Genomic DNA, 26,475 nt, shown 5'->3' with positions numbered 1-26,475 from the left:
CAGCTCCGCTTCTTTTCAGGGAAAATGCGGCGGTGCTGTATGCGGGCTTGCTGTCATCAACCTTTCAGCCGTGCAAAGCGGCTATGCTCACCCCTCCGCGACGGCGGTCGACAGGCCCAGGCCCGGCAGGCCGATCGAGCGTTTGCCCGAAAAATCGGTGCGCGCGACGATGACGCCCAGTTTCTCCATATAGTCGATCAGCCGGCGTACGCGTCCGGGCGAACTGGTGCCATAGGCGCGGGCCAGCGCACCGTCGTCGGGGCAGGGCTGCCCGTCGATCGCCGCGCGCGCGATCAGCAGGAAAGGGGCCAGCATATCCTCTGGCACCGGCTCTGACGCGCGGATGGCGTCCTGCCAGCGCGGGTCGTCACCATCGGCCATGCCTGCCTGCGCCATGGCGAAGCGCTTGCGAAAGGCCGGCAGGTCGAGCGGCGATTTTTTGATGCCCTTCATCCGGCAGCGCACGCCAAAATCCTGATACAGGCTGGCGACGCCGGGCGTGGCGTCGCCCAAATCCGCGACCATTTCCTCCAGCACCGCGATCACGACCGGCTCATTTTCGCCGAAATCCAGTTCGGGCGCGGCGGGCTTGGCCTGTGGCGCGTCGGCCAGCGCGCGCATGATCTCCTCGGCCGGGCGGGGCGGGGGGTCGGCGCGCGGCGGGGGCGCGGGCAGCGCATCGGCTTCGGCCTTGGCGAACAACAGCTCCTGGAAATCCTCCGTCGCGGCGACCGGCGGCGGCATCAGCTTGTGGGCGCCGCCCCGCGATCCGGTCTTCACCGCGCCGATCTTCACATTGACGGGTCGCCGCGCGATCGCGGGGCCAAGGCCCAGGAAGCGGCCCCGCTCCAGGTCGCGAATCTGCTCCGCCTGCCGCCGCTCCATGCCCAGCAGGTCGGCCGCGCGCGCCATGTCGATATCCAGGAAGGTGCGCCCCATCAGGAAGTTCGACGCTTCCGCCGCCACATTCTTGGCGAGCTTCGCCAGCCGCTGCGTCGCGATCACGCCGGCCAGGCCGCGCTTGCGCCCCCGGCACATCAGGTTGGTCATGGCGGCCAGCGACAAACGGCGCGCCTCGTCCGATACGTCGCCTGCCGCGACCGGCGCGAACATCTGCGCTTCGTCCACCACGACCAGCGCGGGATACCAATGGTCGCGCGGCGCGTCGAACAGGGTGGACAGGAAAGTGGCGGCGCATTTCATCTGCGCCTCCAGCTCCAGCGAATCGAGGCTCAGCACCACTGAAGCGCGATGTTCGCGGATGCGGCCCGCCATGGTGACGATCTCGCGCTCATTATAATCGCCCGCGTCGATCACGACATGGCCATATTGGTCCGCCAGCGTGACGAAATCGCCCTCGGGGTCGATCACCACCTGCTGCACCATGGCGGCGCTTTCCTCCAGCAACCGGCGCAGGAGGTGCGATTTTCCCGACCCCGAATTGCCCTGGACGAGCAGGCGGGTGGCGAGCAATTCCTCCACATCGACCAGCACGTCCTTGCCGTGATGATCGGTTCCTATGCTGATGCTGGCGGTCACGGCAGCGTCTTTGGCCCAAGCGGGCGGTTCAGTGCAAGGGGGGGGGACAGCCTGTCCCCTGTCCAGCCCGTCCGCTGGCCATTAGGATCAGCCACGAAGGAGCGAGAGCATGCGTTACGGTGCGATGAAAATGGCCCTGATCCTGATGCTAGTCCTGGCGGGATGCGCGGACGACCGCCGGGCGGAAAGGCTGGCCGCCGCCGGCCCCGATCCTTCGCTCGATGCGCTTTTGACCGTGGCCGATGCCAATGCTGGCGCACGCAAATTCGCGGCCTGCGCCGCCTGCCATAAGGCGACGAAAGGCTCCCCCGACATGGGCGGACCCAATCTCTACGGCGTCTATGGCCGGCCGATGGCGCAGCAGAGCGCGCGCTACAGCTACACCGCCGCCCTGCGCGACGCCGGTGGCCGCTGGGACGCGCGGACGCTTGACGCCTGGATCGCCCGTCCGCAAACGGTCGTGCCGGGCACCAAGATGATCTATCCCGGCGTCGCCGACCCGCTCGACCGCGCCGACATCATCGCTTTCTTAAGGCGTCAGGCCGATTGACCGGCGCAGGCAGGCAAAGCCTTCATTCGCCTTGACGAGTCCCATACTGCAGTGCAGCATATTATCCATGGAGAGCCACGCACAGCAAACCGCCCCTGCGATCACGCAGAATCCCGATATCCGCTATCTCGGGCGGCTGCTGGGCGACGTCATTCGCGCCTATGGCGGGGAAAAACTCTATCAGCAGACCGAATATATCCGCTCCGCCTCGGTCGATCGCGCGCGCGGTGTGCAGGGCGCGGACCTCACCGATACCGGGCTGGATGCGCTCAGCCTCGATGATACGCTGAATTTCACGCGCGGCTTCATGCTGTTTTCGATGCTCGCCAACCTGGCGGAGGATCGCCAGGGCGTCGCTGCCGAACCGGGCGCCGATGTCGCCTCCGCGCTCGCGCGTCTCGAATCGCAGGGTGTGGGGCGCGACGCCGTGCTCGACCTTCTGGCGCACAGCCTGATCGTGCCGGTGCTGACCGCCCACCCGACCGAGGTGCGGCGCAAGAGCATGATCGACCATAAGAACCGCATCGCCGACCTGATGCACCTGAAAGATGCGGGGCGCACGGAAACGGCGGACGGGGAAAATCTGGACGAAGCGATTTTTCGCCAGATCGCGCTCCTGTGGCAGACACGCCCGCTGCGCCGCGAAAAACTGTTCGTGGCCGACGAAATCGAAAATGTCCTCGCTTATTTTCGGGACAGCTTCCTGCCCGTGCTGCCCGCGCTCTATGCCCGGTGGGAACGGGTGCTGGGGGCGCGGCCGCAAAGTTTCCTGCGCGTGGGCAGCTGGATCGGCGGCGATCGCGACGGCAACCCCTTCGTTCAGGCGCCCCAGCTGCAATATGCGTTGAAGCGCGGCGCGGCGGCGGCGATCGCTTATTATCTGGACGGCGTCCATGCGCTGGGCGCTGAACTGTCGCTGTCGACCGAACTTGCCCATGTGCCCCAGGCGGTGCTGGATCTGGCCGATGCCAGCGGTGATGACGCGCTCAGCCGCAAGGATGAACCCTATCGCCGTGCGCTCAGCGGCATCTATGCGCGCCTTGCCGCGACCTGTGTGTCGCTGACCGGGGGCCAGCCGGCGCGGCCATCGGCGCTCAAGGGCGAACCCTATGCCAGCCCGGCCGACCTGCGCCATGATCTGGTCGTCGTCGCGCAGGGGCTGGCGAGCGAAGGCAATGGCGCGCTGGCGAGTGGCGGCGCGCTCGGCCGCCTCATCCGCGCGGTCGAAACCTTCGGCTTCCACCTCGCGACGCTCGACATGCGCCAGAACAGCGCCGTGCACGAACGCGTCGTTGCCGAACTGCTCAAGGTCGCGGGCGTGGAGGCGGATTATCTCGCGCTCGACGAATATGCGCGCATCGCGCTGTTGCGCCGCGAACTCGCCAACAACCGCCCGCTCGGATCGCGCTTTTCCGCCTATTCCGAAGAAACCGCGTCGGAACTGGCGATCGTCCATGCCGCCGGCGAAGCACACCGCCTCTACGGGCCGCAATGCATCACCCATTATATCATTTCCATGGCGCAGAGCGTCTCTGACCTGCTGGAAGTGAACATCCTGCTCAAGGAAGCGGGGCTGTGGCGGGTAGGCGACAATGGCGATCCGCCGCACGCCGCGATCATGGCGATCCCGCTGTTCGAAACCATCGGCGATCTTGAGGCCGCGCCCAAGATCATGTCCGCCTATTTCGGCCTGCCCGAAATCGCCGGCGTGGTGAAGGCGCGGGGCCATCAGGAAGTGATGATCGGCTATTCCGACAGCAACAAGGATGGCGGCTACATCACCTCCACCTGGGGTCTCTACAAGGCGAGCAAGGCGCTGGAGCCGGTCTTTGCGGAGGCGGGCGCGGCGATGCAGTTGTTCCATGGCCGGGGCGGGGCGGTCGGGCGCGGCGGCGGCTCTGCTTTTGCCGCGATTCAGGCCCAGCCCAAGGGCAGCGTGCAGGGGCGTATCCGCATCACGGAACAGGGCGAGGTGATCGCCGCCAAATTCGGCACGCGCGACGTCGCCATGACCAATTTGGAAGCGACGACCAGCGCCACCCTGCTCGCCAGCCTGGAACCGGAAGGCATTTCGGAGCGCGACGCTACGCGCTTTGCCGGGGCGATGGATGAGTTGTCGAACAGCGCCTTCGCCGCCTATCGCGATCTGGTCTACGGCACCGATGGATTCCGGGATTTCTTCCGCCAGTTGACGCCGATTCAGGAAATTGCCGGGCTCAAGATCGGATCGCGCCCGGCCAGCCGCAAGAAAAGCAGCCGGATCGAGGATCTGCGCGCCATCCCCTGGGTGTTCAGCTGGGCGCAGGCGCGCGTCATGCTGCCGGGCTGGTATGGCGTGGGCCAGGCGCTCGCCGGGTTCGAGGACAAGGCGCTGCTGGCCGACATGGCGCAGCATTGGTCCTTCCTCAAATCCGCACTCGCCAATATGGAAATGGTGCTAGCCAAATCGGACCTGGGCATCGCCGCGCGCTACCTGCCGCTGGTGGAGGATCAGGGACTGGCCGACAGCATTTTCGGCCGCATCCGCGAAGGCTGGCAGGCGGCGCATGACGGCCTGTTGCAGGCGACGGGCCAAGGCCGGCTGCTGGAAAAGAACCCGTCGCTCGAAACCTCGATCCGCCTGCGCCTGCCCTATATCGAGCCGCTCAACCTGTTGCAGGTCGAACTGTTGAAGCGCCATCGTGCGGGCGAGGATGACCCGCGCATCAAGGAAGGCATCGAATTGTCGATCAACGCCATCGCCACGGCCCTGCGCAACAGCGGCTGACAGGCATGCGAAAGCAGGGCTGCTTGCGACCGGGGGCCTTTAGCGCCCCTGGTCCGCGATGATGTCTACGCTCGTGCGGCCGCCCGGCGCATCGGTGAACAGGATGAAATAGGCCGCGCCATCGGACGCGCGGGTGCCGCCCAGCACATGGTCGCCGCCCATGATCTTGTGTTCGCCATCATATCCGGCGCGGCGGGCAAGCGTATAATAATAATCCATCACCCCCTGGCGCGGCACCGGCGTCACGAAACTTGCCGCGCGCAGCGTGCAGCCATCGGCCTGCGCGCCCGCCGCCTCCATCAGCTGCGCGCCGGGATAGAGAGGGAACCCCTCGGGCAGGCGCTGCGCCCATTCCATGCCGTAATTCAGCTTCTTGGCGCAATTCGCATTGCCGCCCTTCGCCGCCGCCTGCTCGCGCGCCACCGCGCCCAGCGTGGCGGTCGACGCCATCGCTTCGCCCGTGGTCGGGGCGGGGGCCGACAGCAATTTGCCGCCTGCCTGTCGCACGGCCTGCGCCTGCGCCTTGGCCGCGTCCCCGCTCATCACCGGCACCGCGCCACTGGCGGGCTTGTCGGCGGGGCGTACCGCATCGCGATTGGCCTGCCCCACAAGCTGCGGATCGACCAGGATCGGATCGTTAAGCGCCCCCTTCATCGCCGAGTCCGCCGCATTATTGGTCAGCTGCGCGTCCAGCGCGGCCAGTTCGCCCTCCTTGTCCTTCTTGTTGCAGGCGGCGAGCGCCAGCAGCAGCGATGCGGCGCATACGGATCGAAACAGGGCCATTCTTCACTCCTTTGTAAATGAGCGATGAAGAGGGAAGGTTAAATCTTCGTTAGGACTTTTGGTGAATCTGCCGGTTTTTTTGCTTGAAGGCCAGTTTCGAATGACTGGCCCCGGTCCCCTGTCTTGCTCTGGCACAGGTTCGACGGCATGTGTTCACGATGCTCAATCTTCTGTCAGGCCTTATCGGTCTTGTCACCCTCATCCTCATGATCCCGGCAGTGTTGCCGCTTCTGGGTGCGCTCAACTGGATATTGGTGCCGATCGCGCTGTTCGGCGCCTTCATCGGCCTGATGTCATCGAAGAAGAGCGGCCAATATTTCTGCCTGATCGTCGCGGGCTTCGGCGCGCTGCGCCTGTTCCTGGGCGGAGGCATTGTCTGACGCAGGCCCACGCCGAAACGCGGCGCGGCCTGCTGGCCGCGACCGCCGCTTACGGGCTGTGGGGATTGCTGCCGCTGTTCTTTCGGCTGCTCCATCATGTCGATCCCACGGAAATCGTGACGCAGCGAATCCTCTGGTCGCTGCTGCTGATCCTGCCGATCCTTGCCTGGCGGGGCACATTGCCGATGTTCCGCGCCGCCTTTCGCAATAGCCGCTTGATCGCTGCGCTCGCCGGATCGGCGCTGATGATCGGGATCAACTGGCTGACCTATGTCTGGGCCGTCAACGACAATCACGTCGTTGCCGCCAGCCTTGGCTATTTCCTCAATCCGCTGGTCAATGTCCTGCTCGGCGTGCTCGTGCTCAAGGAACGGTTGCGCCGGCCCCAGCTGCTCGCCATCGCGCTCGCCGCCATCGGCGTCGCCATCCTGGCCGCCTCGGCGCTTACGACGCTCTGGATCAGCCTGACCCTGGCCTTCAGCTTCGCCTTCTACGGCCTGCTGCGCAAGCTGACGCCGGTCGCGCCGATGACGGGGCTGGGCGTCGAAACCGCGCTGCTGGCGCCGCTCGCCATCGCCTATCTGGTCTGGGAAGCGAGTCATGGCGGCATCGGTTTCGGGCAGGATATGTCCACCAGCCTGCTGCTGATCCTGTCGGGCGGCGTCACTACCGTGCCATTGGTGCTGTTCGCCACCGCGGCCCAGCGCTTGCCGATGGCCACGCTGGGGCTGATGCAGTATATCGCCCCGACGCTGCAATTTCTGTGCGGCGTCCTGCTGTTGGGCGAAACGCTGAGCATCGGTCAGATGCTGAGCTTTGGCCTCATCTGGGTCGGCCTTATCCTCTTTGCCGGCGACAGCATCGCCACCGCCCGGCGCAACCGGACGGCGGTGGCGGCCGCCTGACCCGGTTCAGCTATATTCGGTCGCCTCGAACCGCACCGGCTCGCCGATCGCGGCATTGGCCAGCGCATCCTCCCACATCACGCGATTGCCGCGGATGATGGTGCCGACCGCCTTGCCGGTCAGCCGATCGCCGTCGAAGGGCGACCAGTCGCAGCGCGACGCCAGCCAGTCCCTGTCCACCGTCCATTGTTTCTTGAGGTCGACGACGGTGAAATCCGCGTCATAGCCGACGGCGATCCGCCCCTTGCCCACCAGCCCGAACACACGCTGCGGCCCCGACGAGGTCAGCTCGATGAAGCGGCGCAGCGTCAGCCGCCCTTGCGCCACATGGTTGAGCAGCAGCGGGATAAGCGTCTGCACCCCCGGCATGCCGCTGGGGCTGGCGGGGTAGGGCTTGGCCTTTTCCTCGATCGTGTGCGGCGCATGGTCGCTGCCCAGCACGTCGGGCACCCCCTGATTGAGCCAGAACCACAGGCCGTCGCGATGGGCGGCGCTGCGGATCGGCGGGTTCATCTGCGCATAGGTGCCCAGCCGCGGATAGGCGTCCTCGGCCGCCAGCGTCAGATGCTGCGGCGTCACCTCGCAGGTGGCGATATCCTTGTTCTGGCCGATATATTCCAGCTCGGCCGGCGTCGTCACATGCAAGATATGTATGCGCCGCCGCGCCTTGCGGGCCAGCGCGATGATCCGCTTCGTGGCGATCATCGCGCTTTCATCGTCGCGCCAGACGGGGTGCGACGACGGGTCGCCCTCCACCCGCAAATCCTTGCGCGCGTTCATCCGCGCCTCGTCCTCGGCATGGATGGCGACGCGGCGCGTGCCGCTCGCCAGCACGCGCGACAATGCATCGTCATCGTCGACGAGCAGGCTGCCCGTAGAGGCCCCCATGAAGATCTTGACCCCCGACGTGCCGGGAATCCGCTCCAGCTCCTTCAGCTGCTCGGCATTGTCGGCGGTGGCGCCGACGTAAAAGGCATGGTCGCACCACATGCGATGATGCGCGCGCTTCAGCTTGTCGTGCACCTGCTCGGCCGTGTCGGTATTGGGATTGGTGTTGGGCATTTCGAACAGGGCGGTGATGCCCCCCATCACCGCAGCGCGGCTGCCCGATTCCAGATCCTCCTTATGCTCCAGCCCCGGTTCGCGGAAATGGACCTGGCTGTCGATGCAGCCGGGCAGCACGTCCAGGCCCGTGCAGTCGATCAGCTCGCCCGCATCGCCCAGATTGGCGCCGATCGCCGCCACCTTGCCGCCGCGCACACCCACATCGACCTGCTCCGCGCCGCCGGGCGTATGGACCGTGCCGTTCTTCAGGATCATGTCGAAAGTCTGGGTCATGGCAAATTCCTGTCTGCTCTGGCCGCGCGAACGGCTTGGCTTCGTCCTGTCGCCGTCCTACCTAAAGCCGATGACCGGCACCACCCTCACTGACCGCGCGCTCCTCAGAATTTCGGGGGAGGAGGCGCGCCCCTTCCTCCAGGGCCTGCTCACGCGCGACGTCCTGACCTTGCAGTCCGATCATCCGCGCTGGACCGGGCTGCTGACGCCGCAGGGGAAGGCGCTGTTCGACTTCATCCTGTGGGGGGATGGCGACGACGTGCTGATCGATTGCGAGGCGGCGCAGGCCGATGCGCTCGCGAAACGCCTCACCCTCTATCGCCTGCGCCGCAAGGTGACGATCGCGCGCGAAGCGGCGCTGGCGGTCCACTGGTCGCTGGAGGTAGCGGACAAGCCGCATGATCCCCGCCTGCCGGCGCTCGGCCATCGCTGGCTCGCGCCGGCCAGCCCCGACGCGGGGGCGGAGGCCGCTGCCGCCTTCCGCGCCCATCGTCTTTCGCTGGGCATATTCGAAGGCGTGGAGGAACTGGGCCAGGACCAGATCCTCTGGCTGGAAACCAACGCGCAGGAACTGGGCGGCGTCGATTATGACAAGGGCTGCTATGTCGGCCAGGAAAATACCGCGCGCATGCACTATCGCAACAAGGTCAGCCGCCGCCTGGTCGCCGTCCCGCTCGACCAGGCCGATGACAAGCGCCAGCGCGCCGCGCTGCGCGACCTTGGCCTGTCGATCGAACTGCGCCGCGTGGAGGGGCTGGACCCCGCGCTGCTGCCCGACTGGCTGGCCGCCGCGATCGCGGGGGAAGCGGCGGTATGATCCGCGCTTTGCTGGCGGTACTCGCCGCCTATGCCCTCATCGCCCCGGCGCGGGCGGAAACGCCCTGGACGCTGGTCAAAACCTATCCGCATGACCCGACCGCCTTTACCGAGGGGCTCTTCTATCATGACGGCGCGCTCTATGAGAGTACGGGGCTTGAGGGCCATTCCGATATTCGCAAGGTGGCGCTCAAGAGCGGCAAGGTGCTGCAACGCCGCGTCGTCGACCCGCCCTATTTCGGCGAAGGCATCGTCAACTGGAAGGACCGGCTGGTCAGCCTGACCTGGCGGCACCGGCGCGGTTTCCTCTGGTCGCTGGCCGACTTCGCGCCCCGGGGCGAATTCCGCTATGAAGGCGAGGGGTGGGCGCTGACGCAGGATGGCCGGCACATCATCATGAGCGACGGCACCGCGCAACTGCGCTTCCTTGATCCCGATAGCCTGGCCGAACAACGGCGCATCACAGTCACCTGGAACGGCCGCCCGGTGCAGCGCCTCAATGAACTGGAATATGTCCGCGGCGAAATATGGGCCAATATCTGGTATGACACGCGCATCGCCCGCATCGACCCGGCGTCGGGCGCGGTGATCGACTGGATCGACATAGCGCCCCTGCGCGCCAAGGCGGGCGTCACCGACAGCGAAGCGGTGGCCAATGGCATCGCCTATGACGCCGCGCGCGACCGGATTTTCGTCACCGGCAAATATTGGCCCAAACTGTTCGAGATCCGCGTGGAAACCCGGCCGCGCGGTTGACTCGGGCATGCCGAATCGCTAATGGCGACCCTCCCCAACACGCTGGCGAGCGGCAGTGCTTTTCGCACTGGCCGTCTTTTTTGCGTCTAAGGGAATAGGAAATCGGCCATTTCTCCTTGCCAGGGAGGCATGGCCCGGACGCTTTGAGATAGGGTTGCGCAAGCGGCCCTGTGGAGCAGGAGAATAAATTACCATGGCACGTATTGCGGGTGTCAACATCCCGACCAACAAGCGCGTGATCATCGCGCTCACCTACATTCACGGCATCGGCCGCCACACCGCCGTGTCGATCGCCGACAAGCTGGGCATCGACCATAGCCGCCGCGTGCAGGACCTGTCCGACGCCGAAGTGCTGCAGATCCGCGAAGCCATCGACGCCGACCTGACGGTCGAGGGTGATCTTCGTCGCGAAACCGCGATGAACATCAAGCGCCTGATGGACCTCGCCTGCTATCGCGGCCTGCGTCATCGCAAGGGCCTGCCGGTTCGCGGCCAGCGCACGCACACCAATGCGCGCACCCGCAAGGGCAAGGCGAAGCCGATCGCAGGGAAGAAGAAGTAAGTAAGGCGCCCGGAAAACAGTCCGGGGGACTGTTTTCAGCCTTACTCCGCCGGAGGCAGCCCTCCTTGGGCACAGCCTAGGCTTAGCAGATTTTGTAGGAAGAGCAGCAAAATGGCACGCGAACCTCAGCGCATCAAGCGCCGCGAACGCAAGAATATCTCGGCCGGCGTCGCGCACGTCAACGCCAGCTTCAACAACACCATGGTCACCATCACCGATGCCCAGGGCAACGCGATCAGCTGGTCCTCGGCCGGCATGATGGGCTTCAAGGGTAGCCGCAAGTCGACCCCTTATGCGGCGCAGGTCTGCGCCGAAGACGCTGGCCGCAAGGCGGCCGAACATGGCGTTCGCACCCTGGAAGTCGAAGTCAAGGGTCCGGGATCGGGCCGTGAATCGGCTCTGCGCGCCCTTCAGGCCGTGGGCTTCCACATCACCTCGATCCGTGACGTCACGCCGATCCCGCACAATGGCGTGCGTCCGTCCAAGCGTCGCCGCGTCTAACCGCAGCGTTGCCTGACATGCGGGCGGCGGACGCGTCGCCCGTTTTCCCGTTTGCATCGCCGGAACGTTCCTGTCGGGTCAGGATCATACAGCGTTTCGGCCCATCCCCAGGGGAAATACATGACTGTCAACATGAAGAACTGGCAGGAATTGAAGAAGCCCAACAGCCTCGAAATCAAGGCGTCGGGCGACGGCAAGCGCAAGGCGACGTTCGTTGCCGAACCGCTGGAGCGCGGTTTCGGCCTGACGCTCGGCAACGCGCTGCGTCGGGTTCTTCTGTCCTCGCTTCAGGGCGCGGCGGTCACCTCGATCAAGATCGAGAACGTCCTGCATGAATTCTCGTCGCTGACCGGCGTGCGCGAAGACGTGACCGACATCGTCCTCAACATCAAGCAGGTCGCGCTGAAGATGGAAGGCGAAGGCCCCAAGCGGCTTCAGCTTTCCGCCACCGGCCCTGCCGTGGTGAAGGCCGGCGACATCAGTGTCGTGGGCGATATCGAAGTGATGAACCCGGACCTGGTGATCTGTCACCTCGACCAGGGCGCGACGCTCAACATGGAACTGACCGCTGACGTGGGCAAGGGCTATGTCCCCGCCGTCGCCAACCGTCCGGCCGATGCGCCGATCGGCCTCATCCCGGTCGATGCGCTCTATTCGCCCGTGCGCCAGGTCGCCTACAAGGTGGATAACACCCGCGTCGGCCAGGAACTGGACTATGACAAGCTGTCGCTGACGCTCGAAACCGACGGCACCGTCACGCCGGAAGACGCGGTGGCCTATGCCGCCCGCATCCTGCAGGACCAGCTTCAGCTCTTCGTCCACTTCGAAGACGCGCTGCCCGCCGCTGCGCCCGCCGCCGGCCATGCCGCTGGCGCCGCCGCTTCGGAAAGCGAAAGCGACGCCAACCAGATCAACCGCTATCTGCTCAAGAAAGTGGACGAACTGGAACTGTCGGTCCGCTCGGCCAACTGCCTCAAGAACGACAACATCATCTATATTGGCGACCTGGTCCAGAAGACCGAGGCCGAGATGCTGCGCACCCCCAATTTCGGTCGCAAGTCGCTGAACGAAATCAAGGAAGTGCTCTCGTCCATGGGTCTGCGCCTGGGCATGGATATCCCCGGCTGGCCGCCGGAAAATATCGAGGAAATGGCCAAGAAGCTCGAACAGGAGCTGCTGGGCTGAAAAATCTCCGTTCGTCCTGAGTAGCCGCTGAGCTTGTCGAAGCGGCGTATCGAAGGACCGAGCGCGGCGCGAAGGGCTTCGATACGGGCCTTCGACTTCGCTCAGTCCCTACTCAGCACGAACGGTCAGGGATGAAGGGCGGCATCCATCACACCGCCTGGTCTGGGCTACCTCACACGGGCCCTTAACGAACGAAGGAAATGAACATGCGTCATAAAATCGGTCATCGTAAGCTTCAGCGCAGCTCCGGTCATCGCACCGCCCTGCTGCGCAACCTTGCCGCCTCGCTCATCAAGCATGAGCAGATCCTGACCGGCACCGCCAAGGCAAAGGAACTGCGTCCCTACGTCGAAAAGCTGATCACCCTCGCCAAGAAGGGTGGCCTGTCCAATCGCCGTCTGGCCAGCTCGCGCCTGCAGGACGAGGCGCAGCTGACCAAGCTGTTCGAAGTTCTGGCCGAACGCTACAAGGATCGCAACGGCGGCTACACCCGCGTCATCAAGGCCGGTTTCCGCGCGTCGGACGCCGCCCCGGTGGCGATCATCGAGCTGGTCGACCGTGACGTCGATGCCAAGGGGCAGGATTCCGGTCCGGTCCAGGGCGCTGACGAGGACGAATTCGAAGCCGCCTGATAATCGCCGGTCCTGCTGCGCGGGACGGGATGCTTTACCGACGGGCCGCGTTTCCTTAAGGGAAGCGCGGCCTGTTTCGTGATAGATAAAGACCATGGAAGAGAGGATGCGCGGCCTTGCCCTGATCCTGCTGTCGCTCTGGCTGGGCGCTGCCCCGGCCATCCTGCGCGCCAATCCCGACGACGCGAACATCGCGGCGAGCGACCCCGCGCTGCGCTATCCGCGCGCGCTGCGGCAGGACATAGTGGAGGATCATTTCGGCGTGTCGGTCGCCGATCCCTATCGCTGGCTGGAAAATGACCTGCGCGCCGACCCGGCGGTGCGCGACTGGGTGGCGCAGGAAAATGCGCTGACCCGCCGCTATCTCGATGCGCTGCCGGGGCGCGACGCGCTCAAAACGCGCTTGCAGGCGCTCTTCGCCCATGGCCGCTACACCGTCCCGCGAAAGGCGGGCGGCCGTTATTTCTACGGCTATAATCGGGGGCTGGAAAACCAGACGCCGCTTTATGTGCGCGAAGGGCTGACAGGCCCGCAGCGGCTGCTGCTCGATCCCAACCGCTGGGCGCAGGACGGCGCCAGCGCGCTCGCTGAATGGATGCCCTCGCCCGATGGCCGCATGCTTGCCTATGCCGTGCAGGACGCGGGCAGCGACTGGCGCACGCTGCGCCTGATCGACGTCGACAGCGGCCGCACGCTCGACGATGCCGTCCAATGGGTCAAATTCTCGCAGACCGCCTGGGACGGGCGCAGCGAAGGCTTCTTCTACTCCCGCTTCGCCGCGCCCGGTCCCGGCGAAGCCTTCCGCTCGACCAACCTTGGCCAAAGCCTCTATTATCACCGCATCGGCGCCCCCCAGTCGCAGGATCAGCTGATCTATGCCACGCCCGACCGACCCCGCCTCAGCCATCAGGCGCAGGTGACGGCGGACGGGCGCTGGCTGGTCGTCAGCTCGTTCGAAGGCATCGACCCGCACCGCGAAATCCATGTCGCGCCCCTGACCGGCGGCCCCATCGTCCTGCGCCGGCTGGTCCGCGGTCCCGCGCAGGACTGGCGGCTGATCGGCAGCCGGGGGGCGACGCTCTATTTTCTCACCGATCATCATGCGCCCCGCCGCCGCATCGTGACGCTGGACGCCGCCAACCCCCGCCGCAAGGCACAGGAAATCGTGCCCGAACGCGACCAGACGCTGGTGGGCGGCGCGCTGGTGGGCGATCGGCTGATCCTCGCCTCGATGAACGGCGCGCAGACGATCGCCGAGCTGGTCGAGCTGGACGGGCGCAAGGTCGGCGACGTGCCGCTGCCAGGCTTTGGCACGGCGGCGGGCTTTGGCGGTCGGTCGGGCGATCCGGAGACGTTTTTCAGCTTTTCCGGCTTCGTCACCCCGGCCAGCATCTACCGTTTCGACACCGCGACCCGCCAGTTCCAGCTTTTCGCCCAGCCCGACCTGCCGTTCGACCCGCAGGATTATGGCATCGAACAGCGGCTCTACCCGTCGAAGGACGGCACGACGATCCCGCTCACCATCATCCGCAAGACCGCGCTGGCCGACAGCGCGACCGCCGCGCCGACCATCCTCTATGGCTATGGCGGCTTCAACATCAGCCTGACGCCCGGCTATTCCGCGACCCGCATGGCTTGGCTGGAGCAGGGCGGGGTCTATGCCATCGCCAATCTGCGCGGCGGCGGCGAATTTGGCAGAGCCTGGCACGATGCCGGGCGCGGCCCCAACAAGCAGAATGTGTTCGATGATTTCATCGCCGCGGCCGAATATCTCAAGGCCAATGGCTTCACCCCGCCCGGCGGCTTGGCGATCGAGGGGCGGTCCAATGGCGGCCTGCTGGTCGGGGCGGTGGTGAACCAGCGGCCCGACCTGTTCGCCGCCGCGCTGCCGGCCGTGGGCGTCATGGACATGCTGCGCTTTGATCGCTTCACCGCCGGCCGCTACTGGATCGACGATTATGGCTCGCCCGCCGACAGGCGCGCCTTTCCGCTGCTCTACGGCTATTCGCCCTATCACAATATCGCGATGGACAAGGACTATCCCGCCATCCTCGTCTCCACCGCCGACACCGACGACCGCGTCGTCCCCGCGCACAGCTTCAAATATGCCGCCGCGCTTCAGGCCGCTGACCTTGGCGCGCGACCGCGCCTGCTGCGGGTCGAAAGCCGCGCCGGCCATGGCGCGGGCAAGCCCGTCGACAAGCTGATCGACGAATATGCCGACAGCTATGCCTTCGCCGCCCATTTCACCGGCCTTGCGATCAGCCCACGCCCCGCCGCGGCGCCGCGTTCAGCCACTGGACAGCCGGCCGCGATTATGGCTCCTTCAGCCGCAGGAGGGCAGTGAGCATGATTGGGACCAAGGCACGCTGGATGACCGGAGCGCTGGTGAGCGCGGGCCTGTTGCTGGGCAGCGTTAGCGCCGCCGAAGCGCGTCCGCGCTGGGATCGGGGCTGGGATCGGGGCTGGGACCGGCATCACCGCCATCGCGGCAACGGCTTTGGTCTGGGCGATGCCATTGGCGTCGCCGCGCTGGTCGGCGCCGTCGCGATCGTCGCCAATTCCATATCCAAGGACCGCAAGCTGCGCGATCCGATCACCGGCGGCGAATATGACGCACCGCCACCCCGCACCGGCACCGATTATGGCGATGACCTGGGCAGCGATGCGCCGCCGCCCCCCGCCGACGACGCCGATTTCTCCGATATCGCCGCGCAGGACGATGCGCTCGCCGACAGCTGCGCCCGCGCCGCCCGCGACGAAGCCGAGCGCGACGGCGGCTATGCGGATGTCCGCACCATGGCCAGCCCGGTCGCTACAGCCGATGGCGGCTACAATATCGACGGCCAGGTCGAACAGCGCGCCAGCAGCCGCGCCGCCACCGGCCAGACCCGCCGCTTCACCTGCACATTGGACCGCGACGGCCGCGTGGCGCAGATTTACCTCAGCCGCGACTTCGTTTCGCGCTGAACCGAAGCGAGGTCTGATTCCTTGATGGGCTAAAAAACGGTGGGCATGGCAGGACTCAGATCAACTATCCCCAAAAAGCGCTTGTAGCTTCCTTATATCGCGCGAGGGTAAAATTGTCGCCGCATGGTCACACCCTTGAGAAAGATCACTAAATTTCGCGGCGACATGCCCTAGGTCATAGTACATGACCTTTATGTCATGGATGCTCAGTTTGAGTGCAACTGCTTTTCCGTTATGCACTCCTGCAACGCCACAATAATGGTAGTGGTTTCCATCAGGCTTGAGCATGACGCCGATGGACACTTGGCCATGGACAAGCAAATTCCTCTTCCAGTTAATCGGAGATGTTACATTCATCATGTCAACGAGGTACGATTTGGATTTAGGGTATAGCGAGAGATATTTATTCAATGCCTTCCTAAGAATTTGGGCCCGCTTTGAATAGTTCTCACGTTTCCATCTTTCATTAACGTTTAAGTCTGTGGTTTTTTGCAGCCTTTCAATTAGGTTGTTGACGCATTCTTCGATCATCCCCCACGCCAAAATTAAGTTCCCTACTGGTTCTATGAACGGAGGAGGAAGCGTAATCGACTTGAATGGCGATTTTAGGTAAGCGAGTTCTACCATTGGGACGGGTACGTTGATCAGAGTGTTGCCGTGCTCGTCGAGTTCATGAAGAGGTATTTCCGACAATGAAAACTTCCCCAAAAGAGGCCAGCTATCTCTACGTGGACACTGCGGCACGCGAGGAGGCAACTATGAGGCGGATGCTCGCCACTCTCCCGAGCCACAAGCCTATCAGCAAGCGCAAAATAGTCGAGTCTGAAAGAATGCATAACGCCGCTTCTTTGGCGTTCTGGTGATGTGCGGGATCGTCGCCAGTTTATGCGGCGATTGGGTCAGCCCGGTGATAGGTCAGACGCTTTGCGGCTATGCCCGTTAGGGCCATGTCAGCGCGCTCAACGTCATTCGTTTTTCAGGTGTTCTAGCGAAAATCAAACTCTGCCGTGTAGCGACCAAGAGTCAGCCTCGCCCATGTGGTGTGAGGTGCTAATCGTGCCGCGCTTGAAGATTGATAGGAAGTTTCCGGCGGTGTCGCTGCGCCCGAAGCTGCCGGTAGTGACGTATCCTCGACGCTTTGGTTCATAACCAGATGATCGGCAAACTCGCCACCTACACGGGCGTGAACCATGCTCTCGTCGGTCATCAGATGCGAGGCGCGATCGACGGTCGCGACGATTCGCGAGCGAAGGTCTTTCCCGTTAACGTAGGAGACGTAAAAACTGCGGACCTGACCGTCACCCTCGACCAGCATCATGAAGCCTTCTTAGCAGAGGGCTTGCGGATAGCGCGGTTCTCAGCCCGGCCTCCGACAAAGGTTCGTCTGCCTCGACACCGGTATTCGCGCCGTCAATTAGGCTACTTGGCCGCATCCAACACTCTTCCAATGTTGGAAAATAGCTGATCTATCCTGCCAGATGTCGGTCCATGCCTCCTTTCACACGTCGCCCCTCATGCCGCCTCGGCAACGCCCGTTCGCACGGCCATTCGCTGCCGAACCCCTGTCGCTCAGATGTCGCTTCGTGGTCGCCTTGTGGTCGCTTTCTGGTCGCTTCGGGCGTCAAAAGCCCGACGACACTGTGAACTTTGCCCCTGTCGCTTTTACCAACGGCCGTGCCATGCCCGCGGCCCGTCGCACGGGCATCGCGGCCACCCCGGTGACCGGGCGACCCCCTCGCGCCGGGCGCATGGCCCGCTCAACTGGACATTGCGCCAAGGGGCGACTAACCGGGCGCGAATCCCTTCCACCATTCGACATAAAGGCGATTCGATGACGCTGCCCCTTCAGGATACGATCCTCATCGTGGATTTCGGCAGCCAGGTGACTCAGCTTATCGCCCGACGCGTGCGCGAAGCCGGGGTCTATTCCGAAATCGCCCCCTTCACCGCCGCTGCCGAGGCGTTCGAGCGCCTGAAGCCCAAGGGCATCATCCTGTCCGGCTCTCCCGCCGGCGTTCCCGACGAAGGCAGCCCGCGCGCGCCGCAGGCGCTGTTCGACGCCGGCGTGCCGATCCTCGGCATCTGCTACGGGCAGCAGGTGATGAGCCATCAGCTGGGGGGCGAAGTGCGTCCCGGCCATGAAACCGGCGAGGGCGGCGAGTTCGGTCGCGCCTTCCTGACCGTGACCGAACCCTGCGCCCTGTTCGACGGGCTGTGGGAGGTCGGCGAGCGGCATCAGGTATGGATGAGCCATGGCGACAAGGTCACGAAATTCGCGCCGGGCTTCAAGATAGTCGCCGTGTCGGACGGCGCGCCCTTCGCGGTCATCGCCGACGAAGAGCGGAAATTTTACGGCACGCAATTTCATCCCGAAGTCGTGCACACGCCGGACGGCGGCAAGCTGATCGCCAATTTCGTCCGCCATGTCTGCGGCCTCGCCGGCGACTGGACCATGGCCGAGTTCCGCCAGGTCAAGATCGCTGAAATCCGTAGCCAAGTGGGCGACGGCCGGGTCATCTGCGGCCTGTCGGGCGGCGTCGACAGTGCGGTCGCGGCGGTGCTGATCCACGAGGCGATCGGCGATCAGCTCACCTGCGTCTTTGTCGACCATGGCCTGATGCGTCTGGGTGAAGCGGAACAGGTGGTGAGCCTTTTCCGCGAACATTATGGCATCAAGCTTGTGCATGTGAATGCGGAGGACCGTTTCCTTGGCGGGCTTGCCGGTCTCACCGACCCGGAAAAGAAGCGCAAGTTCATCGGCGGCGAATTCATCGCCGTGTTCGAGGAGGAAGCGAAGAAGATCGGCGGCGCGGACTTCCTGGCGCAGGGCACCCTCTATCCCGACGTGATCGAATCCGTCAGCTTCACCGGCGGGCCGTCGGTGACGATCAAGTCGCACCATAATGTCGGCGGCCTGCCCGAGCGCATGAACATGAAGCTGGTCGAACCCTTACGTGAACTGTTCAAGGACGAAGTGCGCGTGCTGGGCAAGGAGCTTGGGCTGCCCGACATTTTTGTCGGCCGCCATCCCTTCCCTGGCCCGGGCCTTGCCATCCGCATCCCCGGCGAAGTCACCAAGGAACGCTGCGACATATTGCGCAAGGCCGACGCCATCTATCTGGAGGAAATTCGGGGCGCGGGCCTCTATGACGCGATCTGGCAGGCGTTCGCCGTGCTGCTGCCCGTCCGCACCGTGGGCGTGATGGGCGACCACCGCACCTATGACAATGTCTGCGCCGTGCGCGCCGTCACCTCCACCGACGGCATGACCGCCGACATCTACCCCTTCGACGCCGCTTTCATGAGCCGCGTCGCCACCCGCATCATCAACGAGGTAAAGGGCATCAACCGCGTCGTCTACGACTATACGTCCAAGCCGCCCGGCACGATCGAGTGGGAGTGATTTTTAGTAACGCGCGGATCGGGATGCCGCGCTTCCAAATCATCTCCACTGATGTCTGGCGCCGCCCATCCTTGGGCAATTCGGCCGGATATCCTATCGACCTTGGCCCATCGGCCGTCGTTCTGGCAGCGTAAAAGGGGGTAGTCGGGGTGGATAGCAGCATGCGGAGCGGCGACCAATATCTGGCGCTCTCGGGCGACGAACCGTCGGCACACCCGCGCAGCCCCTTTGAAAAAACCTATCGCGGGATCGTGCGCGGCATTTATGAGGGGCGTTATGCGCCGGGGCAACGGTTGATCGCCCCCGACCTGATGGCGGAATTCCAGGTAGGGCGTGGCACGATCCGGGAGGTGCTGAACCGCCTGGCATCCGGTGGAATCGTCAGCATCATCAAGAACCGCGGCGCCAGGGTGCGAACCTTGTCTCGCGCCGAAACGCTGGGCATTCTGGACATTGTCGAACTCATGCTGGGACTGGCGGCGCGCAAGGCGGCGGATGCGATCACGGACCCGGACGCGGCGGCCCAGCTCCAAATTCTCGAACAGGTCGTGCAATCTCACAAGAGCTTGACGGATTTCGATGCCTTCCTGAAAGCGCGGGAAGCCTATTACCGCTATATTGTCGCGCTGAGTGGCAACGCGGAGCTGGGGCGGCTTTTCCCCGGAGCGCAGGTTCAAATTATGCGCCTGCAGTTGCGGACCTTCAATCGCGTCGCGGACTCCGTCCAGTTTGACGATTACGCCAAGATGACCTCGGCCATCCTCTCGGGTAATGGCGACATGGCTGAACAGGCGGTAAGACGGCATGTCCGGGAAACGGCCGCACAAGTCGCCGCACTGCCTGATCGGGCCTTTTCCTGACTGTCAGGATCAACTTAAATAGTGGCCTCCTTGCCGGGTGGCACGCTGCTTCTTCTCAATGCGCTGCGCCCCAACTTGGGCCGGTGCCGATTTCGACACCCAGCGGGACGCTGAGTTTCACCATCGGTTCGGCCGCCGTTTCCATCACGCGGCGGATGACCGTGCTGGCCGCCTCCACATGGCCCTCCGGCACTTCGAACACCAGTTCGTCATGCACCTGGAGAAGCATTTTGACGCCCGGCAGCCCGGCCGCCTCCAGCGCTGGTTCCACGCGCGCCATCGCTCGCTTGATGATGTCGGCGCTGGTCCCCTGAATGGGTGCATTGATCGCGGCGCGTTCGGCGCCCTGCCGCTCATGCTGGATCGCCGCCTTGATGCGGGGGAACCATGTCTTTCGGCCAAACAGCGTTTCGGTGTAGCCCCGCTCACGCGCCTTCTCGATCGTTTCATTGATATAGATGCTGATGCCGGGGAAGCGCTCATAATAGCGGCTGATCATGTCCTGTGCTTCATCCGCGCTGATTTCCAGCCGGCCGGCAAGCCCCCAGCGCGAAATGCCGTAGAGGATGGCGAAGTTGATCGTCTTGGCGCGACCGCGCGTGTCGCGGTTGACCTCGCCGAACAATTGCTCGGCGGTGGCGGCGTGGATGTCCTCGCCCGCGGCGAACGCCTCCTTGAGCGCAGGCACATCGGCCATGTGCGCGGCCAACCGCAACTCGATCTGGCTATAGTCCGCCGCCAGGATGACATGGCCCGGCTCCGCGACAAAGGCATGGCGGATTTGCCGGCCGACTTCGGTGCGGATCGGAATATTCTGCAAATTGGGATCGGTCGAGGACAGGCGGCCGGTCTGCGCGCCGGTCAGCGAATAGCTGGTGTGGACGCGGCCCGTATCCCTGTTGATCTGTGCCTGCAAGGCATCGGTATAGGTGGATTTGAGCTTGGAGAGCTGCCGCCATTCCAGCACCTTGGCGGCAATGGGCGCGCCTTGCGCCTTCAACTGCTCCAATATGGTGACGTCGGTGGAATAGGCGCCCGACTTGCCCTTCTTGCCCCCCTTATACCCCATCTTGTCGAACAGGATCGCGCCCAATTGCTGGGTCGAGCCGATCGCAAAGGGCTGGCCGGCGATCTCATGGATTTCGGTTTCCAGCGCGGCGATGCCGGCGGTGAATTCGGCCGACAGGCGCGACAAGGCTTCGCGGTCCACCTTGATGCCGCGATGCTCCATGCCGGCGATCACACCGACCAGTGGCCGGTCAACCAGTTCGTAGATCCGGTTTGCCCCCTCATTCGCCACCCGCGCCTTGAACCGCTTCCACAGGCGCAGCGTAACGTCGGCGTCCTCCGCTGCATATTCGGTCGCGCGAGGGAGCGGCACTTCGGCAAAGCTGATCTGGTTCTTGCCCGTGCCCACCACCTCCTTGAAGCTGATGCATTCATGGCCAAGGTGCGTGCGCGCGGCTTCATCCATGCCATGGCCGGACAGCGATTTGCCCGCTTCCAGGTCGAAACTCATGACGATCGTGTCGTCATAGGGCGCAACCTCGATCCCGTGGCGGCGCAGAACCGTCATGTCATATTTGAGGTTCTGGCCGACCTTGAGCACGGCGTCATCTTCCAGCAGCGGCTTGAGCTTTGCGAGGACCAATGCCTTGTCGAGCTGCCCGGGCCGCTCGGCGAACATGTCGGTGCCGCCATGGCCGACCGGGATGTAGCAGGCCGCGTTTGGCCCGACCGCCAGGCTGATGCCGACAAGGCCGCAGGATACGCAGTCGAGCATGTCGGTTTCGGTATCCACCGCCACCACGCCTTGTTCCCGGGCCGCCGCGATCCAGCGATCGAGCGCGTCCTGCGTCACCACCGTTTCATAAAGGCTCCGGTCGATCGCGGGTTCATCGGCAAAGGCGGGAGGGGGCGGAGCGGCCTCATCCGTCGCAGCGGCGGCGGCTGCCGCCACCGCGACCGCCGCGGCCGGTGCGCCCAGGCGATTAAGCAATGTCTTGAAACCATGATGCTCCAGAAAGGCCTGGAGCGGTTCGGGCGGAATGCCCTTGAGCGTCAGTTCCTCCAGCGGCTCGGGCAGGTCCATCGCATCGTGCAGCGCAACCAGCCGGCGCGACAATCGCGCCATGTCGGCATGGGCGATCAGATTTTCCTGCATCTTCGATTTCTTCATCGAAGGCGCGGCCTCCAGAGCCGCCTCCAGCCCGCCATATTCGGTGATGAGCTTCGCCGCCGTCTTGGGGCCGATACCGGGTATGCCCGGCACATTGTCGACGCTGTCGCCCATCAGCGCCAGCACGTCGCCCAATTGTTCGGGCTGCACGCCGAACTTGCCCATGACATAGTCGGCTCCGCGCCGCTCATTCTTCATCGTGTCGTACATGTCGACGCCGGGCTGGATCAGCTGCATCAGGTCCTTGTCGGAACTGACGATGGTGACATGCCATCCCGCTGCGACCGCCGCCTTGGTGTAGCTGGCGATGATGTCGTCGGCCTCAAACCCGTCTTCCTCGATGCAGGGCAGGGAAAAGGCGCGGGTGGCGTCGCGGATCATGGGGAATTGCGGAACCAGATCCTCGGGCGCGGGCGGGCGGTTCGCCTTATATTGGTCGTACATATCGTTGCGGAACGTGTGCGACCCCTTGTCCAGGATCACGGCCATGTGCGTTGGCCCCTCGGCTTTGCCCAGCTCCTCGGCCAGCTTCCACAACATCGTCGTATAGCCATAGACCGCGCCCACCGGCTGGCCATGGCGGTTGGTCAGCGGCGGAAGCTGGTGATAGGCGCGGAAGATATAGCCCGAGCCGTCGACGAGGTAGAGGTGATTCTGGGTCATGGGCAGCGGGATAGCCTGTATCCGCGCGCCCCTCCAGCCCGCTACCGCGTCTCGTGGTTCGCCGCGACCGCCTTCGACACCGCCTGCATCAGCGCCCAGCGTTCGGGGATCGGCACGGTGGTCGACCCGATCATGACCGCGACGGCATAGCTGGTGCCATCGGGCGCGGTCATGATGCCAACGTCGTTATAGCCGGTCGAGCGGGGCGCGAGATCCTGCCCGGTTCCGGTCTTGTGCAGATAATGCCAGCCGGCCGGTACGCCGCCCTTCACCCGTTGCGGCCCCGTCTTCGCTTCGCTCATGATATTGAGCAGCAGCCGCGTCGATGCGGGTGACAGCATGTCGCCCTGCTTCAGCTTTGCCAGCGCGGCGACGATCGAACTGGGGGCCGCGCCATCGGGCGGATTAGACAGATAATTGTCGAGCGCTTTCACCCGCACCGACATGGGCAGCTTCGCGCGCGCCGCATAGAAATTGCGGCCCAGCGAATAATCCTGCCGCCAGTCCAGCCCCGCCGTTGCCGATTGCAGCAATCGCTCGCCCGGGCCGAAGCGGATATCCTTGATCATCCGCCGCGCCAGGAACCCGCGCACCGCGTCCGGCCCGCCCCCCGCGCGCAACAACGCGTCGTTGCAGGTATTGTCGCTTTGCGTCATCGCCCGGCGCATCAGGTCGGAATAGCTGGTGGTCCAGCCGCCCTGTTTTGCAACCAGTGCCGCGCTGGGCTGGTGGAACAACGTCAAGTCGTTGCGCGTCAGCGTCGTCGTGTCGGTCAGGCGCAGCTTGCCCCGGTCGACCGCATCCAGAAACGTCATGCTGACCCACAGTTTCGACACGCTTTGTTGCGGGAACAGGGCGTTGCCGTTCCACGCGACGGTCCAGTCCGCGCCCACGCGGCGGACAGCGATGCCGACCTTGCCCTTGAAGCTTTGGCCAAGGTTGCGGATAACGCTGACCAGCGCCGGGGGCGGCGCCTCATTCTGGTTGATATCCTGATAGGGCAGGGGAGGGTTGGCGACCTGACGGATCGGCCAGCTATTGGTGGTGGGCTGCGGCTTTTGCGGGGTGGCTGCGGCAGCCAGGGCGCGTGGACGCTCGGGCGCGCTGACGCAAGCGGACAAGGCGGCGATCAACAGGACAAGGCGCGCCGTCGCCCCCCGGCTTTCTCTAAACGACATGAAATTCCCCGAACTTATGGTGATCATAGGCCGTTGGCTCGGTCCTCGCTTCAAGGCAGATGCGACGAATGAGTCCGCAAATGCGATGGGGGGAGGGTCGATGCCGCAACCTCTTGATCCTGGGCAGGATATGCGCAGTTGCGGTTCAGGGGCAACCGGGCAATAGCCGCGCCATGACCATGGGCATGAACAGACGCACGCTTCTGATGGGCGGTGGCGCGGCGGGGCTGGGATTATGGGCCGGGGGCGCAAGCGCCGCACCCTTCGTGTCGCGCCGGATAGACGTGGCCGTGCGGGGCAACGGTCGGGACGTGGTGCTGATCCCCGGTCTTGCCAGTGGGCCCGGTATCTGGAACGGTCTGGTGGCGGCATTGCCGGGCTATCGCTTCCACCTCATCCATGTGCGCGGTTTCGCCGGACTTGCCGCGCAGGCCAACCAAAGCGGCCCGCTCATCCAGCCGCTGGCCGACGAGATCGCGCGCTACATCACGGCCGCCGGTCTCAAACGCCCGGCGGTCATCGGTCATTCCATGGGCGGCACGCTCTCGCTGAAGCTAGGGTTGAGCGGCCGGGCAGGCCGCGTGATGGTGGTGGACATACTGCCCGCCGGCGCGGCGATGGTGGGTGGCACGGCAAGCGGGCTTGGCTTCCTGGCTGATCAGCTCAGCAGCTACCTTACCGGCACGGCGGCGGGGCGGCGCTATCTGGCCCAGATCGTCGCGCAGACGCCTGGCGCGAAAAACAGCGATCCGGACGTGATCGCCAATGCCCTGCGCGACCTGGCCAATGCCGATCTCGGCCCGCAATTGCCGCGTTTGACAGTGCCGCTTCATGTCGTCTTCGCCGTCGGGTCCGACGCGCAGCAGGCCGCCGCCATCACGCGCCGCTTCCGCGAGGCCTATGCCGGCGCCAAGGCGGCACTGCTCAAACCGATAGGTCCCAGCGGCCATATGGTGATGGCGGACCAGCCGGCGCGATTCCTGGCGCTGTGCAAGATGTTTCTGGCAGGCTGACTTGCTTTGCCAATGTGAAAACGGCCCGGCATCCTGTAGGGAAGCCGGGCCGTGTCATGCGTGTCGAGGCGTTCGCTAGTGGCGTTCACACCCCAAGGCTGTAGCCTGTCAGTCGTTCTTCAGATCGCGACCAGCATCCTGCAGTGCGTCGCCAACATTATCCTTGGCCTCGCCGGTTTCGCGCTTGGCATCCGCGGCCGCCTCATCGGCGGCGGCGTCGACGCGATCGGCTCCGCGATCAATCGCCTGACCGGCATCGTCCAGGCCGTTGTCGATGGCATCGCCCGCATCATCGGCGGCGCGGCTGATGTCGTTGCCCATGGAATCGCCGGTCCGCTCCAGATTGTCCTGGGTCTTTTCCGAGCAGGCCGACAGGCCCGCAGCGGCGATCAGGGTCATTCCAGCGATAATCGCAGTGCGCATGATGGTTCCTCTCTTCCATTGCGTAGACAGGCACAAGCGCAGCAGGGCCGATAAAGTTGCGTGACCGTCATCATCCACCGCGCAGGCCAAAGACCATGGACCGGTCTTCTTCGGGGATCAGACCCTCCAAGACCCGCCAAAATCCGGTGACCGATCCCTGTCCCGCCTGGGCATAGGCCGCCGCCATTTTCTCCCGCAATGCGCGAAACAACTCGGCTTCGAGCGCCGCGCCCTGCGGGCTGAGCCGCAGCAGCTTCTGCCGCCGGTCGCTCGCGCCGACGCGGGTTTCGATATAGCCCCGATCGATCAGGTCGTTCAGCACCCGGCCCAGCGATTGCTTGGTGATGGCAAGCAGGCGGAGCAGATCCTTGACCGTCAGGTCGGGCTGGCGCGAAATGAAATAGAGCGCGCGATGATGCGCCCGGCCCAGCCCCTGCGCCGCCAGCCCTTCGTCGATGGACCGCGTCAGCGCGCCATAGCCGAAATACAGCATTTCGATGCCGCGCCGTATCTCGTCCTCGCGCAGGAAAAGCGGCGAGGCCGGACTGATCTGGGAAGAGGAAGAAGGCGGAGCCATGAAAGCGAAGTTCCGAATAAAGGGGTACGCCCCATATTGGCGTTGTCAAACTGTGATGACTAGGCTTTCCTTTCGCGCAGCAACCGCTATATGGCGGTCCGCGCTGGCGTTGCCGGCGCTCTGCTGGGGCGTAGCCAAGCGGTAAGGCAGCGGTTTTTGGTACCGCCATGCGCAGGTTCGAATCCTGCCGCCCCAGCCAGTCTATCCGCGCTGCATATATATTGACCATATTGCGGTGCAGTGCGGCCGCTGCTAATTCCGTTTCATGATCCAGCCGCCCGAAATCATCCGAGTCTCGAAAGCCCGTGTGTCCTGTGATGGGTCGGGGGATATTCCCGCGGCGCTTGGGCATCCGCGGGTGTTCCTGGAAATTGACGAGCATGGCTATGTCGATTGCGGCTATTGCGACCGCCGCTTCGTGCTGATCGGTGGTGTGGCCGATACGCCCGATGTCGTCACGAAGCCGGATATCGCATCGGGCGCCAGCCTGTAAGC

The 26,475-nt window shown here is 64.4% G+C and carries 25 protein-coding genes and 1 tRNA gene; 17 read left to right on the top strand and 9 right to left on the bottom strand.

The genetic code is table 11. The features are described 5' to 3' along the window. Nucleotides 1-87 precede the first annotated feature (87 nt). Nucleotides 88-1,539: an ATP-binding protein gene (locus RLDS_RS42535; protein WP_021226521.1), complete on the bottom strand. Its 1,452-nt coding sequence runs from the start codon at nucleotides 1,537-1,539 to the stop codon at nucleotides 88-90. Nucleotides 1,540-1,648: 109 nt separating this feature from the next. On the opposite strand from RLDS_RS42535, the gene RLDS_RS42530 reads away from it, so the two are divergent. Continuing rightward, nucleotides 1,649-2,089: a c-type cytochrome gene (locus RLDS_RS42530; protein ID WP_021226520.1), complete on the top strand. Its 441-nt coding sequence runs from the start codon at nucleotides 1,649-1,651 to the stop codon at nucleotides 2,087-2,089. 67 nt (nucleotides 2,090-2,156) lie between these two features. Continuing rightward, nucleotides 2,157-4,856 (top strand): phosphoenolpyruvate carboxylase, encoded by a 2,700-nt coding sequence (gene ppc / locus RLDS_RS42525; RefSeq protein WP_021226519.1) that lies wholly within the window; start codon nucleotides 2,157-2,159, stop codon nucleotides 4,854-4,856. 39 nt (nucleotides 4,857-4,895) lie between these two features. On the opposite strand, the gene RLDS_RS42520 is transcribed toward ppc, so the two are convergent. Continuing rightward, nucleotides 4,896-5,639, bottom strand: coding sequence for a hypothetical protein (locus RLDS_RS42520; protein WP_021226518.1), 744 nt, complete (start codon nucleotides 5,637-5,639; stop codon nucleotides 4,896-4,898). Nucleotides 5,640-5,797: 158 nt separating this feature from the next. On the opposite strand from RLDS_RS42520, the gene RLDS_RS42515 reads away from it, so the two are divergent. Continuing rightward, complete coding sequence (locus RLDS_RS42515; RefSeq protein ID WP_021226517.1) at nucleotides 5,798-6,019, top strand: hypothetical protein; 222 nt, start codon at nucleotides 5,798-5,800, stop codon at nucleotides 6,017-6,019. Between the two features lie 32 nt (nucleotides 6,020-6,051). Next, entirely contained in the window at nucleotides 6,052-6,924 is an 873-nt protein-coding gene (rarD, locus tag RLDS_RS42510; RefSeq protein ID WP_052034141.1) for an EamA family transporter RarD, read from the top strand. Between the two features lie 6 nt (nucleotides 6,925-6,930). On the opposite strand, the gene RLDS_RS42505 is transcribed toward rarD, so the two are convergent. Continuing rightward, nucleotides 6,931-8,262 carry a dihydroorotase gene (locus RLDS_RS42505; RefSeq protein ID WP_021226515.1) on the bottom strand — a complete coding sequence of 444 codons (1,332 nt, stop codon included), beginning with the start codon at nucleotides 8,260-8,262 and terminating at the stop codon, nucleotides 6,931-6,933. A gap of 70 nt (nucleotides 8,263-8,332) precedes the next feature. Between RLDS_RS42505 and ygfZ the strand changes: the two genes are divergently transcribed. The 8 genes from ygfZ (at nucleotide 8,333) to RLDS_RS42465 (ending at nucleotide 15,684) form a co-directional block, all read left to right on the top strand. Further along, entirely contained in the window at nucleotides 8,333-9,079 is a 747-nt protein-coding gene (ygfZ, locus tag RLDS_RS42500; RefSeq protein WP_031298330.1) for a CAF17-like 4Fe-4S cluster assembly/insertion protein YgfZ, read from the top strand. Beyond that, on the top strand, nucleotides 9,076-9,834 hold the full coding sequence (locus tag RLDS_RS42495; RefSeq protein WP_021226513.1) for a glutaminyl-peptide cyclotransferase: 759 nt from the start codon (nucleotides 9,076-9,078) through the stop codon (nucleotides 9,832-9,834). The genes ygfZ and RLDS_RS42495 overlap by 4 nt, the downstream gene beginning before the upstream one ends. A 193-nt stretch (nucleotides 9,835-10,027) precedes the next feature. Beyond that, entirely contained in the window at nucleotides 10,028-10,396 is a 369-nt protein-coding gene (rpsM, locus tag RLDS_RS42490; protein ID WP_021226512.1) for a 30S ribosomal protein S13, read from the top strand. A 111-nt stretch (nucleotides 10,397-10,507) separates the two neighbouring features. Next, nucleotides 10,508-10,897: a 30S ribosomal protein S11 gene (rpsK, locus tag RLDS_RS42485; protein ID WP_004208752.1), complete on the top strand. Its 390-nt coding sequence runs from the start codon at nucleotides 10,508-10,510 to the stop codon at nucleotides 10,895-10,897. A gap of 120 nt (nucleotides 10,898-11,017) precedes the next feature. Next, complete coding sequence (locus RLDS_RS42480) at nucleotides 11,018-12,082, top strand: DNA-directed RNA polymerase subunit alpha (protein ID WP_021226511.1); 1,065 nt, start codon at nucleotides 11,018-11,020, stop codon at nucleotides 12,080-12,082. Between the two features lie 206 nt (nucleotides 12,083-12,288). Then, nucleotides 12,289-12,714: a 50S ribosomal protein L17 gene (gene rplQ / locus RLDS_RS42475; RefSeq protein ID WP_021226510.1), complete on the top strand. Its 426-nt coding sequence runs from the start codon at nucleotides 12,289-12,291 to the stop codon at nucleotides 12,712-12,714. Between the two features lie 106 nt (nucleotides 12,715-12,820). Continuing rightward, the gene (locus RLDS_RS42470; RefSeq protein WP_021226509.1) at nucleotides 12,821-15,061 is read left to right on the top strand and encodes a prolyl oligopeptidase family serine peptidase; all 2,241 of its coding nucleotides are present in this window, start codon (nucleotides 12,821-12,823) and stop codon (nucleotides 15,059-15,061) included. A 2-nt stretch (nucleotides 15,062-15,063) separates the two neighbouring features. Then, nucleotides 15,064-15,684 carry a hypothetical protein gene (locus tag RLDS_RS42465; RefSeq protein WP_021226508.1) on the top strand — a complete coding sequence of 207 codons (621 nt, stop codon included), beginning with the start codon at nucleotides 15,064-15,066 and terminating at the stop codon, nucleotides 15,682-15,684. Between the two features lie 60 nt (nucleotides 15,685-15,744). Here RLDS_RS42465 and RLDS_RS56010 read toward each other — a convergent pair whose 3' ends face one another. Both RLDS_RS56010 and RLDS_RS55365 read right to left on the bottom strand, forming a co-directional pair. Beyond that, nucleotides 15,745-16,377, bottom strand: a complete 633-nt coding sequence (locus RLDS_RS56010) for a hypothetical protein (RefSeq protein ID WP_152528060.1) — start codon at nucleotides 16,375-16,377, stop codon at nucleotides 15,745-15,747. A 292-nt stretch (nucleotides 16,378-16,669) separates the two neighbouring features. Next, entirely contained in the window at nucleotides 16,670-17,002 is a 333-nt protein-coding gene (locus tag RLDS_RS55365) for a transposase (protein WP_084514829.1), read from the bottom strand. Between the two features lie 513 nt (nucleotides 17,003-17,515). Here RLDS_RS55365 and guaA point away from each other — a divergent pair. Together guaA and RLDS_RS0128315 are read left to right on the top strand one after the other, a co-directional pair. Continuing rightward, nucleotides 17,516-19,087 carry a glutamine-hydrolyzing GMP synthase gene (gene guaA / locus RLDS_RS42460; RefSeq protein WP_021226506.1) on the top strand — a complete coding sequence of 524 codons (1,572 nt, stop codon included), beginning with the start codon at nucleotides 17,516-17,518 and terminating at the stop codon, nucleotides 19,085-19,087. Nucleotides 19,088-19,248: 161 nt separating this feature from the next. Beyond that, nucleotides 19,249-19,947, top strand: coding sequence for a GntR family transcriptional regulator (locus tag RLDS_RS0128315; protein ID WP_021226505.1), 699 nt, complete (start codon nucleotides 19,249-19,251; stop codon nucleotides 19,945-19,947). A gap of 55 nt (nucleotides 19,948-20,002) precedes the next feature. On the opposite strand, the gene polA is transcribed toward RLDS_RS0128315, so the two are convergent. Next, nucleotides 20,003-22,789, bottom strand: a complete 2,787-nt coding sequence (gene polA / locus RLDS_RS42455) for a DNA polymerase I (protein ID WP_021226504.1) — start codon at nucleotides 22,787-22,789, stop codon at nucleotides 20,003-20,005. A 41-nt stretch (nucleotides 22,790-22,830) separates the two neighbouring features. After that, nucleotides 22,831-23,967, bottom strand: a complete 1,137-nt coding sequence (locus tag RLDS_RS42450; protein ID WP_031298326.1) for a serine hydrolase — start codon at nucleotides 23,965-23,967, stop codon at nucleotides 22,831-22,833. A gap of 173 nt (nucleotides 23,968-24,140) precedes the next feature. On the opposite strand from RLDS_RS42450, the gene RLDS_RS42445 reads away from it, so the two are divergent. Continuing rightward, nucleotides 24,141-24,980 (top strand): alpha/beta fold hydrolase, encoded by an 840-nt coding sequence (locus RLDS_RS42445; protein WP_031298325.1) that lies wholly within the window; start codon nucleotides 24,141-24,143, stop codon nucleotides 24,978-24,980. Between the two features lie 108 nt (nucleotides 24,981-25,088). Here RLDS_RS42445 and RLDS_RS42440 read toward each other — a convergent pair whose 3' ends face one another. Then, nucleotides 25,089-25,403: a hypothetical protein gene (locus RLDS_RS42440; RefSeq protein ID WP_021226501.1), complete on the bottom strand. Its 315-nt coding sequence runs from the start codon at nucleotides 25,401-25,403 to the stop codon at nucleotides 25,089-25,091. A gap of 70 nt (nucleotides 25,404-25,473) precedes the next feature. Continuing rightward, a complete protein-coding gene (locus tag RLDS_RS42435; RefSeq protein ID WP_021226500.1) occupies nucleotides 25,474-25,980 on the bottom strand; it encodes a MarR family winged helix-turn-helix transcriptional regulator in 507 nt (168 codons plus the stop codon). A 124-nt stretch (nucleotides 25,981-26,104) separates the two neighbouring features. Here RLDS_RS42435 and RLDS_RS42430 point away from each other — a divergent pair. Both RLDS_RS42430 and RLDS_RS42425 read left to right on the top strand, forming a co-directional pair. Continuing rightward, a tRNA-Gln gene (locus RLDS_RS42430) sits at nucleotides 26,105-26,179 on the top strand. A gap of 66 nt (nucleotides 26,180-26,245) precedes the next feature. Further along, nucleotides 26,246-26,473 (top strand): zinc-finger domain-containing protein, encoded by a 228-nt coding sequence (locus RLDS_RS42425; protein WP_021226499.1) that lies wholly within the window; start codon nucleotides 26,246-26,248, stop codon nucleotides 26,471-26,473. The last annotated feature ends 2 nt before the right edge of the window (nucleotides 26,474-26,475 follow it).

Source organism: Sphingobium lactosutens DS20 (assembly GCF_000445105.1).
GTDB classification, from domain to species: Bacteria; Pseudomonadota; Alphaproteobacteria; order Sphingomonadales; family Sphingomonadaceae; genus Sphingobium; species Sphingobium lactosutens.
This window is presented reverse-complemented; position numbering and strand designations above follow the sequence as displayed.